Origin of the sequence: Micromonospora inyonensis, from assembly GCF_900091415.1 — a bacterium.
Taxonomy (GTDB): Bacteria; Actinomycetota; Actinomycetes; order Mycobacteriales; family Micromonosporaceae; genus Micromonospora; species Micromonospora inyonensis.
In genome coordinates this window covers 3,571,640-3,583,705 of the sequence record NZ_FMHU01000002.1, presented here as the reverse complement: position 1 = coordinate 3,583,705, position 12,066 = coordinate 3,571,640, and the positions used below count along the sequence as shown (strand labels likewise).

The following is a 12,066-nucleotide window of genomic DNA, read 5'->3' as shown; positions in this document are numbered from 1 at the left end:
CGGCCATCCGACACGACAGGCACACAACGAGCACAAGAAGGAGGCGAGGGGACAGGTGATCGACGACACCCTCCTCGAGGCCGAGGAGAAGATGGAGCGTGCGGTCGAGCACGCCAAGGAGGAGTTCGGCGCGATCCGCACCGGGCGGGCCACTCCGAACATGTTCTCCAAGGTCATCATCGACTACTACGGCACCCCCACGCCACTGACCCAGATGGCCTCGGTCGCGATCCCGGAGCCGCGGATGGCGATCATCAAGCCGTACGACAACTCGCAGCTGGGCGCGATGGAGAAGGCGATCCGCGACTCCGACCTGGGCGTCAACCCCAACAACGAGGGCAACCAGTTGCGCATCCTGCTCCCGCAGATGACCGAGGAGCGCCGACGCGACATGATCAAGGTCGCCCGGCAGAAGGGTGAGGAAGCCAAGGTGGCGATCCGCAACGTGCGCCGCCGGGGCAAGGAGGAGCTGGACCGCATCGTCAAGGACGGCGAGGCCGGCGAGGACGACGGTCGCCGTGCCGAGAAGGAGCTCGACGACCTCACCCAGCGGTACGTCGCCAACGTCGACGAGCTGGTCAAGCACAAGGAAGCCGAGCTGCTCGAGGTGTGAAGCGGCGCGACGACCGCTGGTCGTCCGCGCTCTCCGGCACCGGTGCGCTGTCCGCCCTGTCGGCGGCGGGCACCGGTGCCGTCGGCTGTCCGGCGCCGTCGGGTCGCACCCGGCGTACGGCGGGCCTCGTCTGCGGGAGTGCGCGGCCCGCAGGTGCAGTAGGCTCGGCTCGATTCGCCACTGCCGGAGCGTGAACAGTGGGAATCTCCCGACCGTCGGGCGGGAGTGCCGGACGGACAACAGTCGCGTGCAGGGGATGGTCTTGGTCTTGCGTCTTGCGGTGGAACTCGCCTCGCATCCGTTCGGTGCGTGATGTCCCACCTCGACTCCTACGGCAGCATCGAGCCCCGCGGCAGGGACCGCGTGGCCCGTCCCGCCCTTCCGTGGCCGGAGCCCGACCTGGAACCCGGTAGCCGGGTGCGGCACGTGTACGCCGAGCAGCCCGCCGAGACCTGGACCCCCGAGGAGTACGAGGCGCGGCCGGACGACCAGCCCACCCTCGTACCCGGTCATCCCGACTTCGAGCGGGCCTGGTCCGCCGAGCCGGTGCCGACCGGTGGCCTCGACCCGTACCACCCTGCCGGCGCACCGGAGCCCGACCCGCCTCCCGGGCCGGACGGCGACCCGTACCCCGGACCGGGGCCGGTCGCCGGCACCGAGCCGGAGCCGCAGTCCGGGAGCGCACCGGACCCGTCGGAGCACGGGTGCCCCCCCACGGGGCCGGTGGGGGCGGAGCCCGCGCCGGAGCGACCCCCGGGGCGCTGGCGCGGCCGGCGACGCCCGGTCCGGGGCGGCGGATCTGCCGCCGGGCACAGCCGGTCGAGCCGGGCCGGCCGTAACCTGCCCGCCGCGATCGGGGTGGGTGTCGCGCTCGGCGCGCTGATTCTGGTGCCGCTCTTCACGGAGATCAGGGCCTTCCTCGCCGTGCTGGTGGTGGCGGTGGCGGTCGGCATGTGGGAGATGGGGCGGGCGGTGCGCCGCGCCGACGCCCGGCCGCCGCTGGTCCCGCTGATCGCCGGTGGCGTGCTCACCGTCGGGATGGCCTGGTGGTCCGGGCCGGACGCGCTGACGCTCGGACTGCTGGTGACGGTGGCGGCGACCCTGGTGTGGCGGCTCGCCGACGGTAAGGCCGGGCTGGGCCGCGACATGGTCGCGGCCACCCTGATCGCCGTCTACGTGCCGTTCCTCGCCGGATTCGCGGCGCTGCTCGCCGCCGTGCCCGGGGACGGCCACCTGCGGGTCCTGGTCACCCTGGCCGGGGTCGTCCTCTCCGACACTGGGGGTTACGCCGCCGGCGCCAACTTCGGCAAGCGCCGGATGGCTCCCACGATCAGCCCGAGCAAGTCCTGGGAGGGCTTCGCCGGCTCGGTCGGTGCGGCGGCGCTCGGTAGCGCCCTGCTGATCTGGGCGCTGTTCGACGTGGCGCCCTGGTGGGGGGCCCTGTTCGGAATGGCCGTGTCGGTGGCGGCGGTCCTCGGTGACCTCGCCGAGTCGATGATGAAGCGGGATCTCGGCATCAAGGACATGAGCAATCTGCTCCCCGGCCACGGCGGGCTGATGGACCGGCTCGACTCGATCCTCTTCGCGGTGCCGACGGCGTACCTGCTGCTCGCGGTCTTCGTGCCGGTGGTGAACTGAGGCATGGATCACGACGGGATTCCGTCCTGGTCAGGAATTCCGTCCTGGTCAGGGGTTCCGACAGCGGCCGGACACCGGTGGACGGGCCGGGGGCGGCGCGGGCGTGGGAGACTGGACAGGCCATGACGAGCCTGCCCATGATCCCGGTCGATCCGGACGCCGCCGCTGCCCGACGGGCCTCTCTGCCCCCGCGCCACCTTGCCGACCTCGACCTCGCGGGTCGCCAGGCCCTCCTCGCCGAGATCGGGGAGCCGGCCTTCCGGGCGCGGCAGATCTCCACGCACTACTTCGGGCGACTGGTCCGGGACCCGGCACTGATGACCGACCTGCCCGCGGCGGCCCGTGAGCGGCTGACCGGCACCCTGCTGCCGAGACTGCTCAACCCGGTGCGCGAGCTGGCGTGCGACGACGGGGCCACCCGCAAGGCGCTCTGGCGGCTGCACGACGGCTCCCTGGTCGAGAGTGTTCTGATGGGCTACCAGGATCGGGTGACGGTCTGCATCTCCAGCCAGGCCGGCTGCGGCATGGCCTGCCCGTTCTGCGCGACCGGCCAGGCCGGGCTCACCCGTAACCTCTCCACTGCGGAGATCGTCGACCAGGCCGTCTACCTCGCCGGGGTGGCCGCCTCGGGTGTGGTCGCCGGCTCACCGGCCCGGCTGTCGCACGTGGTGTTCATGGGCATGGGCGAGCCGTTGGCGAACTACTCCCGGGTGGTCGCGGCGATCCGCCGGTTGACCGCACCGGCGCCGGAGGGCCTGGGCCTGTCGCAGCGGCACATCACCGTTTCCACGGTCGGCCTGGTGCCCGCCATCCGACGCCTGGCCAGCGAAGACCTCTCGGTGACCCTTGCGCTCTCCCTGCACGCCCCCGATGATGAGCTTCGGGACGAGCTTGTGCCGGTCAACCAGCGCTGGAAGGTCGCCGAGGTGCTGGACGCCGCATGGGACTACGCGGCCCGGACGGGGCGTCGGGTGTCGATCGAGTACGCGATGATCAGGGACGTCAACGACCAGCCCTGGCGGGCGGACCTGCTCGGCCGGTTGCTGGCCGGCAGGCTGGCGCACGTGAACCTCATCCCGCTCAATCCGACCCCCGGCAGCCGGTGGGACGCCAGTCCCAAACCGGTCGAGCGGGAGTTCGTCCGGAGGCTGCGTGCCGCCGGGGTCTCCACCACCGTGCGGGACACGCGTGGGCGGGAGATCGACGGCGCGTGTGGGCAGCTGGCCGCGGCCGAGGGGGAGAAGGACGGAGCGACGGCGTGACGGGGCGTAGCGAACTGAACCAGGAGACATAGTGGCGAGTCAGGGTCAGCGTTTCCGGCGAAAGGCGCTCCGCCGGGGCTACAAGGTCGACGAGGTGGACGCCTTCCTGGACCGGGTCGAGGCGACCCTCGCCGGTGAGCCGGTCGGTGCGCCCGTGGCCTCCCAGGAGGTGCACGACGTCGTCTTCCGCGTCCGCTTCAACGGGTACGACGAGTGGCAGGTCGACCTCCACCTGGACCGGGTCGAGCGGCAGCTCGCCGAGCTGGAGGAGCGCGGCGGAGCCGTCCCCGCCAGGGTCGGTGACCGGATGGGTCCCCCTGACCGCATGGGTCCGCCCGAGCATCGGATGGGTCCCCCTGACCGCATGGGCCCACCGGAGCACCGGATGGGCCCGCCCGACCGCATGGGTCCCCAGGACCGCATGGGTCCCCAGGACCGCATGGGTCCCCAGGACCGCATGGGTCCCCAGGACCGCATGGGTCCCCAGGACCGCATGGGTCCCCAGGACCGCATGGGTCCCCCGGCACACATGGGCCCGCCTGACCGCATGACCCCGCCGGATCGCCTCGGCCCACCGGACCGGATGGGTCCGCCCGAGCATCGGATGGGTCCGCCCGATCGCATGGGCCCACCGGAGCACCGGATGGGCCCGCCTGACCGCGTGGGCCCGCCTGACCGGATGGGCCCACCGGAGCACCGGATGGGTCCGCCTGACCGGATGGGCCCCCCAGACCGGATGGGTCCGCCGGACCGGATGGGTCCGCCGGACCGGATGGGTCCGCCGGACCGGATGGGCCCTCCGATGCGTGACGAGCGGGGCAGGCCCGTCCCGCCGCCGCTACCGCCTCGACCGATGCCCGCGCAGGCCAACCCCGCCGACCGGTACGGCCGGTACGACGAGCCGACCGGTGGCTTCCCGGGCGGGTTCGACGCGCCCCGGGAGGACTACGACGCGCCTCGCGGTCACGGCGGACCTCCGCCCGGGCCCGGCGGCCCGCCGCCCCGTGGTGTTCCCGCCGGTCCCGGCGGGTACGGGCCGGACGACCGGTTCGACGGGTTCGAGGCCGGACGGCGTGGTCGGGCGGACATGACGGCGGAGATCCGGATGCCCGACCGGGAGCTGCGCGGGCGTGGCCCGGCTGGTCCGCCGGTCCCCGGCCCGCCGCCCGGGATGCCCCCGGCGCTGCCCGCGCAGCCGGCCAGTGGCCCCCCGGCCGGTCCGCCGCCGATGGCCGGTCCACCCGGCAGTGACCTTCACCGCGTGGACCAGATCCGGCGTGGATTCCAGGTCCGGCGCTTCGGCAGCGGGTACGACCCGGATCAGGTGGACCGCTTCTTCGACAGCCTGCTCGGGGGTATGTCGGGGCGGGGTCCGATGCCGGTCAACCCGAAGGACCTCGACAGCATGCGCTTCCCGCTCGTCCCGGGCGGCTACTTCGAGGCGGAGGTCGACGCGGCACTGAAGGACGTACAGGAGATCCTGCTCGGCCGTTGACGCCGAGCAGGCGGACCCGGGAACGACCGAGGGCCCGCACCCCGAAGTGGGGAGCGGGCCCTCGGCACGTCGTCGCGCGGGTCGACCGGCCGACGGTCAGGACCGCAGGCCGTTGCGGCGCAGCACCACGTCGCCGATGACGACCAGCAGCAGCAGCGCCGCACCCGCGATCAGGAAGATGTTCTCGACCCTGCCCTCGTGGTTGCCGCAGAGCATCGCCAGCAACGCCAGCGCGGTGAGGACCGCGCCGATCTGACCGGCCTTGCGGTGCCCCGGCTCGTGCTGGTCTGGCGACGTTACCGGCTCGCTTCCTGCCACTGTCGGTCCTTCCCTCGCGATCGGATCTCCGATTAGTCTGGCACGCCCCGTACCGGGCGCGGCGCAGGGTCCGGCCGGCCGGCTCGGCGGCTGCCGGCGTCCGGGGGCCAGGGGCACTACCGGCGTCGCGGTGAGCGGGCCAGGGCCACTCCGGTAGCGTCTTGTCGTACACCTTGGTTGTCGTTTTGAGGGGGACTGTACGGTGCGAGTGACCGGTACGGGGCATGCCAGCATGCGAATCGACACGGTGGCGGGCAGCATCCTCTGCGACCCCTGGGTCAACCCGGCCTACTTCGCGTCGTGGTTCCCGTTCCCGGACAATTCCCAGCTCGACTGGGAGACGCTCGGCCGGGTCGACTACCTCTACGTCTCGCACCTGCACCGGGACCACTTCGACGCGGCGCACCTGAAGCGGTTCGTGTCCAAGAAGGCGACCGTGCTGCTGCCCGCCTTCCCCACCTCCGAGATGGAGGACGAGCTGCGCGAGCTGGGCTTCACCAGCTTCCTCCGGACCCGCAACGAGGAGGTGCACGAACTCGACGGCGGGCTGAAGATCATGATCCAGTCGCTGACCAGCCCGACCGACGGGCCGATCGGCGACTCCTCGCTCTGGGTGGAGTACGACGGCGTCCGCCTGCTCAACCAGAACGACGCCCGTCCCACCGACCTGAGCACCTTCGCCGAGCTGGGGCACGTGCACGCGCACATGCTCCAGTTCTCCGGCGCGATCTGGTACCCGATGGTCTACGAGCTGCCGCAGGCCGCCAAGACCGCCTTCGGCAAGCAGAAGCGGGACCGGCAGTTCGACCGCACCTGGCGCTACATCGACGACCTGAAGGCCGACCACGTCTTCCCGATCGCGGGTCCGCCCTGCTTCCTCGACGACGAGCTGTGGCAGTTCAACGACATCCACGGCGACGAGGGGAACATCTTCCCCGACCAGTCGGTCTTCCTCTCCGAGTACGCCAGGGTCGGCGGCACCAACGGCGTGGTGCTGCTGCCCGGCAGCGTCGCCGAGATCACCACGGACTCCTGCGAGACCACCCACCCGGTGCCGGTCGACGAGTTCTTCGCCAACAAGGTCGCCCACCTGGAGGAGATGCGGGAGCGCAAGCGTCCGGTCATCGAGGCGGAGAAGGCGTCCTGGCGGCACCCGGAAATCGACGTCCTGAAGGAGATGAAGCGCCGCGTCGAGCCGCTGCTGGAGGAGTCGGTCTACCTGGCCAAGGGGGTCGGCGGCCCGGTCCGCTTCGATCTGGTCGGCACTGACAGCTCAGGCGGGGAGACCATTGAATCGATCGTGGTGGACTTCCCGGGCAAGGAGGTGCGGCCGTACGCGGACGAGAAGGTCCGGTACCGCTTCCGCACCGAGCGCGCCCTGGTCGAGCACCTGTTGCACATCGGCGAGGTGGACTGGGTCAACTCGCTCTTCCTCTCCTGCCGCTTCTCGGCGGCCCGGATCGGCCAGTACAACGAGTTCGTCTACGCGTTCTTCAAGTGCCTCTCCCGGGAGCGCCAGCAGTACGCCGAAGGCTGGTACGACGAGCACGAGCGCAGCAGCGACGCCGAGGACGTCACCATCGGGGACTGGGTGGTGCAGCGGCGCTGCCCGCACCTGAAGGCGGACCTGACCCGGTTCGGCATCGTCGAGGGCGACCAGCTCACCTGCCAGCTGCACGGCTGGAGGTTCGACCTGGCCAGCGGGCGCTGCCTGACCAGCGTCGGCCACAAGATCCGCGCCCACCGCGCCGAGACCCCGGCCTCCTGACCAGGAAGTTGTGCCCGGTGCCCGGGTCGTCGGGGCCGGCGTTGAGCCCGGAGAGCCCGTCGGTGACCGCGTACATGCTGACCAGCAGTTCGGAGCGGAAGTCGAACCGGGCCAGGTAGTCGGCGACGGAACCGCGTACCAGCGCGACGAAGGTCTCGCGCAGGGCGGGGCGGACGTACCGCTGCGCGGTCTCCTCCACCGGCAGCGGCTCGGCGAGCCAGGCCGGGGCGAGGTCCTCGCGGAGCGCGGCCAACTCGGCCTGCATGGCGTCGTCGGCGGCCACGTCGGCGGGGGAGAAGAACTCCGTGAGCTGGGCCCGGGTGGCCGCCCGGTCGCTCCCCACCAGCAGGTACGGCGAGCCGGGTCCGCCCGGGGTGGGCAGGAAGTAGTGCGGATCGCGGCGCAGCACCGGGATGCGCACGTCCAGCGTGGCGAGCAGCTCGGGCGGCATCAGCCCGAGCAGGTACGAGCCGGTGGAGTGGCGCAGGCCGGGGACCTTCGGGAACGGGTTCTCCGTCCGGGCGGCCCCGCCGATGGTGTCGGCGGCCTCCAGCACCACCACGCGCAGGCCGGCGCGGGCCAGCAGGACGGCGGAGACCAGACCGTTGTGCCCGGCTCCGACGATCACGACGTCGGCTCGGGACGGCAGCTCGGTTGTCATGCCCGGGCAGCCTAGTGTGACCGGGCCCGCTGCGGGGCCAACCGGACCGTCGCCCGGGGCGTACCGGAGGGGGCCGCGGCGGGGCTGAGCTGGGCGACGAAGGTGGCCAGTTCGGTCTCGAAGAGCGCTTCCGGTTCGGTGACCGCCCAGCGCAGGTGGTCGAAGACCTCCATGGCGATCAGGCCGTAGATCCGGGTCCAGCCGCTGAGGAAGGCGTACGCGACCTCCAGCGACAGGTCGCCGTGACTGCGGCGCAGCGGTGCGAGCCGGTCGCCGAGGTGCTCCTCCAGGAACTCCCGGGGTGGGGTCCGCAGCCCGGCCCGCTCGGCGAGGGTGGCCAGCGGACGGACGAAGACCGTGCCGAGCCGCGCGCCGGGGTGGTCCTCGTCGCCGCAGGCGTCGGTGAACTCCTCCAGCCCCGGCACCGGGTTGCCGAAGATCAGGGTGAACTCGGCGCGGTTGCCGACCCCCCAGCGGCGGAACGCCCGGCTCATGGCGAGCAGCTGGTCGAGGGGGTCGTCCCCGGCGGCGTCCCGGGCCGCCTCGACGGCCTCGCGCAGCTCGTCGTAGAAGTCCGCGGCCAGGCCGGCGATGAGCGCCTCCAGGCTGGGGAAGTAGCGGTAGATCGCGGGGGCGGTCATGCCCATGTCGCGCGCGATGGCCCGCAGCGAGACGGCGTCGAGTCCACCCGTCACCAACAACCGTCGTGCTCCGTCCTTGATCTCGGAGACGGTTGCCGTACGGAGGCGTTCGCGCCGACTCGATGGGGTCACTGCGGCAGGGCTCCTTGACGGCCGAGAACGCCGTTGCGTAAGTTAACGGTGTTCACTCAAATGATCGACAGTTACATCCTACGACCTCGGGGTCGGTGAAGGGAGATGCGATGTTCGCCTGGTGGGGGCGGGTGGTGGTGCGGCTTCGCTGGGCGGTGCTCGCCGCCGCGCTGGCCCTGGTCGCGGTCGGCGCGACCTGGGGTGCGGCGGTCTTCGACCAGCTGACCGGCGGAGGCTTCGACGATCCGGCCAGCGAGTCGAGCCGGGCCGTCGTCCGGATCACCGAGGAGTTGGGGCCGCAGGGCGCGGACGTGATCGTCCTCTTCTCCAGCGACACGGCCACCGTCGACCAGCCGGCCTTCCGGGACCCGGTCGCGGCGACCCTGACCCGGTTGCGCGGGCACGCCGAGGTGAGCCAGGTCACCAGCTGGTACGAGACCCAGGCGCCCACCCTGGTCAGCGACGACCGGCGGGCCACCTACGCCCTGGTGCAGCTGCGCGCCACCGACGTGGACGACAAGACCGCCGCGTACGGCGACCTCGTCCCGGTCTTCGACACCCCCGGCGTGCGCACCGAGACCGGGGGCACGGTGCCGTTCAACCACGTGGCGAACGAGCAGACCACCGAGGACATCACCAAGGCCGAGATCCTCTCCATGCCGGTGCTGCTGGTGCTGCTCATCCTGATCTTCCGGGGCCTGGTCGCCGCCATGACCCCGCTGCTCATCGGTGGCCTGGCCATTCTCGGCGCGTTCATCGCGGTCCGCCTGCTGAACATGGTCACCGAGGTGTCGATCTTCGCGATCAACGTGATCACGCTGATCGGCCTGGGCATGGCGATCGACTACGCGCTCTTCGTCGTCAGCCGGTTCCGTGAGGAACTGGACGCCGGGCGCGACGTGGGATCCGCCATCAGCCGGACCATGGCCACCGCCGGCCGTACCGTGCTGGTCTCCGGGGTGATCATCGCCCTGGCCATGTCCAGCCTGCTGATCTTCCCGATGGCGTTCCTGCGTTCCATGGCCCTCGGTGGGGTGGCCGCCGTCCTGATCGCCATGCTGGCCTCGTTGACCGTGCTGCCGGCCCTGCTCGTGGTGCTCGGCCCACGGATCAACGCGCTGCGCGTACCACTGCCGAAGCGGCGGCGCGCCCAGCCGGCGGTGACCGGTGGCGCCTGGGCCCGGATCGCCCGCAGCGTGATGCGTCGCCCGGTGCCCTACCTGCTCGGGGTGCTGGCGGTGCTCGCGGTCCTCGCGGTGCCGTCGTTGCGGATGGAGTTCGGCGGCTTCGACGAGCGGGTGCTGCCGGCCGGCTCCGAACCGCGGGTGGTCGCCGACCGGATCAGCGAGGACTTCCCGGGCGGCACGGTCGCCCCGATCGACGTGCTGGTCTCCGGCGCCCCGGTCGAGCAGGTCCAGCCCTTCGCCGACCGGGTGGCCGGGGTGGAGGGGATCACCGGGGTGACCGTGGCCGCCAACCGGGGCACCTCGACCCTGCTCAGCGTCACCTACACCGGCGAGCCGACCGGGGACGTCGCGCAGGACGCGGTGCGGGCGATTCGGGAGCTGCCCGCGCCGGACGGTGCGGAGGTGCTCGTCACGGGGCGTCCCGCCGCCGACTACGACCTGCTCGAGAGTCTCTCCGCCGGGCTGCCCTGGATGGCGCTGCTGATGGCGGCGGCCACGCTGATCGTGCTCTTCCTCGCCTTCGGGTCGGTGGTACTGCCGATCAAGGCGGTGCTGATGAACCTGGTCTCGATCGGCGCGTCCTTCGGCGTCGTGGTCTGGATCTTCCAGGACGGGCACTTCGCCGACGCGCTCGGCTTCACCCCGACCGGCTTCGTCGAGCCGAGCAACCCGATCTTCATGCTCGCGGTCCTGTTCGGCCTCGCCACCGACTACGAGGTCTTCCTGCTGTCCCGGGTGCGGGAGGAGTGGGACCGCAGCGGCGACAACACCGCGTCGGTCGCGGCGGGCCTTCAGTACACCGGGCGGATCATCACCGCCGCCGCGTTGCTGCTGATCGTCGTGGTGGCCGGGTTCGCCACCGGCGGCATGGCCTACATCAAGCTGGTCGGCATCGGCATGATCGTGGCGATCGTGGTGGACGCCACGCTGGTCCGGGCGCTGCTGGTGCCGGCGAGCATGCGTCTGCTCGGTCGGTGGAACTGGTGGGCCCCGGGCCCGCTCGGCCGGGTCTACCGCCGGTACGGCATCCGCGAGTCGGAGTCCGGGGACGACGAGACCGCCCCGACCGGTGAGCGTCACGCCGCGTTATCCAGATAGGGACTGCGATCAATGCCCTGACGGCCGTAGTGTCGTCGGGGCATTGACATTTATATCTGGATGTAACCGTGGAGCGTCGTACCGTCCTGCGCGCCGCCATCCTCGGCGCGGGCACCGCCACCTTCGCCGGAGCGCTCTGGCAGCAGGCCTTCGCCGCCGTCGCCCAGCCCGGCCCCAGCCCGTACGGCGACCGGCTCCCCGTCGACGCCAACGGGGTCGAGCTGCCTGCCGGCTTCACCAGCCGGATCATCGCCCGCTCCGGCCGGGTCGTCTCCGGCACCGGCTACCTGTGGCACGCCGCGCCGGACGGCGGGGCCTGCTTCCCGACCGCAGACGGCTGGATCTACGTCTCCAACTCGGAGATCCCGCTGCTCGGCGGGGCGTCCGCGGTGCGCTTCCGGGCCGACGGGTCGATCGCGTCGGCGTACCGCATCCTCTCCGAGACCAACCTGAACTGTGCCGGCGGTGCCACCCCGTGGGGCACCTGGCTCTCCTGCGAGGAGACGCCGCTCGGCGTGGTCTACGAGACCTGGCCGGACGGCAGCCGCGCGGCGGAGGAGCGCAGCCGGATGGGCCGCTTCAAGCACGAGGCCGCCGCCTGCGACCCGGACCGGAAGGTGGTCTACCTGACCGAGGACGAGGGGGACGGCTGCTTCTACCGGTTCGTCCCGGACGTCTGGGGCGACCTGCGCAACGGCCGGGTGCAGGTGCTCTGCGCCCCCGCCGACCAGGTCGCCGGCCCGGTCACCTGGGCCGACATCCCGGACCGGGACGGCTTCCCGACCCCCACCCGCAAGCAGGTCGGCGCGGCCAAGCGCTTCGTCGGCGGCGAGGGCTGCTGGTACGACCGGGGCGTCTGCTACTTCACCACCAAGGGCGACGGTCGGGTCTGGGCGTACGACGCGGTCGACCAGCGCCTCGACCTGGCGTACGACGACTCGCTGGTGCCGGCCGGAACCGCCACGCTGACCAACGTCGACAACATCACCGGCACCCGGGGCGGTGACCTCTACGTGGCCGAGGACGGCGGCAACATGGAGATCAACCTCATCACGCCGGGCGGGGTCGTCGCCCCGTTCCTGCGCCTGCCCGGACAGTCCGAGTCGGAGATCACCGGCCCGGCCTTCTCCCCGGACGGCCGCCGCCTCTACTTCTCCTCCCAGCGTGGCCCGGGTGGCGGCATTGCCGGCACCGACGGCATCACCTACGAGGTCACCGGCCCGTTCCGGTCCTGACACCACCGCCACCCCCGG

Annotated in this window: 9 protein-coding genes and 2 pseudogenes; 8 read left to right on the top strand and 3 right to left on the bottom strand. The window is 71.9% G+C overall.

Going from position 1 to position 12,066, the window contains the following annotated elements; translation table 11 throughout:
- Positions 1-55 precede the first annotated feature (55 nt).
- The 5 genes and pseudogenes from frr (at position 56) to GA0074694_RS34430 (ending at position 5,008) form a co-directional block, all read left to right on the top strand.
- Complete coding sequence (frr, locus tag GA0074694_RS30285; RefSeq protein WP_091463266.1) at positions 56-613, top strand: ribosome recycling factor; 558 nt, start codon at positions 56-58, stop codon at positions 611-613.
- A 312-nt stretch (positions 614-925) separates the two neighbouring features.
- Positions 926-2,251 (top strand): phosphatidate cytidylyltransferase, encoded by a 1,326-nt coding sequence (locus GA0074694_RS30280; RefSeq protein ID WP_091463265.1) that lies wholly within the window; start codon positions 926-928, stop codon positions 2,249-2,251.
- Positions 2,252-2,373: 122 nt separating this feature from the next.
- Positions 2,374-3,513: a dual-specificity RNA methyltransferase RlmN gene (gene rlmN / locus GA0074694_RS30275; RefSeq protein ID WP_091463264.1), complete on the top strand. Its 1,140-nt coding sequence runs from the start codon at positions 2,374-2,376 to the stop codon at positions 3,511-3,513.
- 31 nt (positions 3,514-3,544) lie between these two features.
- A pseudogene (locus tag GA0074694_RS34435) lies at positions 3,545-3,724 on the top strand (DivIVA domain-containing protein); the annotation flags it as partial.
- 393 nt (positions 3,725-4,117) lie between these two features.
- Positions 4,118-5,008, top strand: a complete 891-nt coding sequence (locus GA0074694_RS34430; RefSeq protein ID WP_425413680.1) for a DivIVA domain-containing protein — start codon at positions 4,118-4,120, stop codon at positions 5,006-5,008.
- Between the two features lie 96 nt (positions 5,009-5,104).
- Here GA0074694_RS34430 and GA0074694_RS30255 read toward each other — a convergent pair whose 3' ends face one another.
- Positions 5,105-5,326, bottom strand: coding sequence for a DUF2631 domain-containing protein (locus tag GA0074694_RS30255; RefSeq protein ID WP_091463263.1), 222 nt, complete (start codon positions 5,324-5,326; stop codon positions 5,105-5,107).
- 202 nt (positions 5,327-5,528) lie between these two features.
- Here GA0074694_RS30255 and GA0074694_RS30250 point away from each other — a divergent pair, with 202 nt between their 5' ends.
- Positions 5,529-7,094, top strand: a complete 1,566-nt coding sequence (locus tag GA0074694_RS30250) for a Rieske 2Fe-2S domain-containing protein (protein WP_091463262.1) — start codon at positions 5,529-5,531, stop codon at positions 7,092-7,094.
- On the opposite strand, the pseudogene GA0074694_RS30245 reads toward GA0074694_RS30250, so the two are convergent.
- Together GA0074694_RS30245 and GA0074694_RS30240 are read right to left on the bottom strand one after the other, a co-directional pair.
- Positions 7,012-7,755, bottom strand: a pseudogene (locus GA0074694_RS30245) (phytoene desaturase family protein); the annotation flags it as partial. The gene GA0074694_RS30250 and the pseudogene GA0074694_RS30245 overlap by 83 nt on opposite strands.
- An 11-nt stretch (positions 7,756-7,766) precedes the next feature.
- The gene (locus GA0074694_RS30240) at positions 7,767-8,528 is read right to left on the bottom strand and encodes a TetR/AcrR family transcriptional regulator (protein WP_091463261.1); all 762 of its coding nucleotides are present in this window, start codon (positions 8,526-8,528) and stop codon (positions 7,767-7,769) included.
- Between the two features lie 110 nt (positions 8,529-8,638).
- Here GA0074694_RS30240 and GA0074694_RS30235 point away from each other — a divergent pair, with 110 nt between their 5' ends.
- Positions 8,639-10,813, top strand: coding sequence for an MMPL family transporter (locus GA0074694_RS30235; protein WP_091463260.1), 2,175 nt, complete (start codon positions 8,639-8,641; stop codon positions 10,811-10,813).
- 68 nt (positions 10,814-10,881) lie between these two features.
- Positions 10,882-12,048 carry an alkaline phosphatase PhoX gene (locus GA0074694_RS30230; protein ID WP_091463259.1) on the top strand — a complete coding sequence of 389 codons (1,167 nt, stop codon included), beginning with the start codon at positions 10,882-10,884 and terminating at the stop codon, positions 12,046-12,048.
- Positions 12,049-12,066: the final 18 nt, after the last annotated feature.

Bases quoted from the DNA above. Each gene is read 5' to 3' on its own strand.
- GA0074694_RS30280 (WP_091463265.1), top strand. From the start codon at position 926: ATGTCCCACCTCGACTCCTACGGCAGCATCGAGCCCCGCGGCAGGGAC.
- GA0074694_RS34430 (WP_425413680.1), top strand. From the start codon at position 4,118: ATGGGTCCGCCCGATCGCATGGGCCCACCGGAGCACCGGATGGGCCCG.
- rlmN (WP_091463264.1), top strand. From the start codon at position 2,374: ATGACGAGCCTGCCCATGATCCCGGTCGATCCGGACGCCGCCGCTGCC.
- GA0074694_RS30235 (WP_091463260.1), top strand. From the start codon at position 8,639: ATGTTCGCCTGGTGGGGGCGGGTGGTGGTGCGGCTTCGCTGGGCGGTG.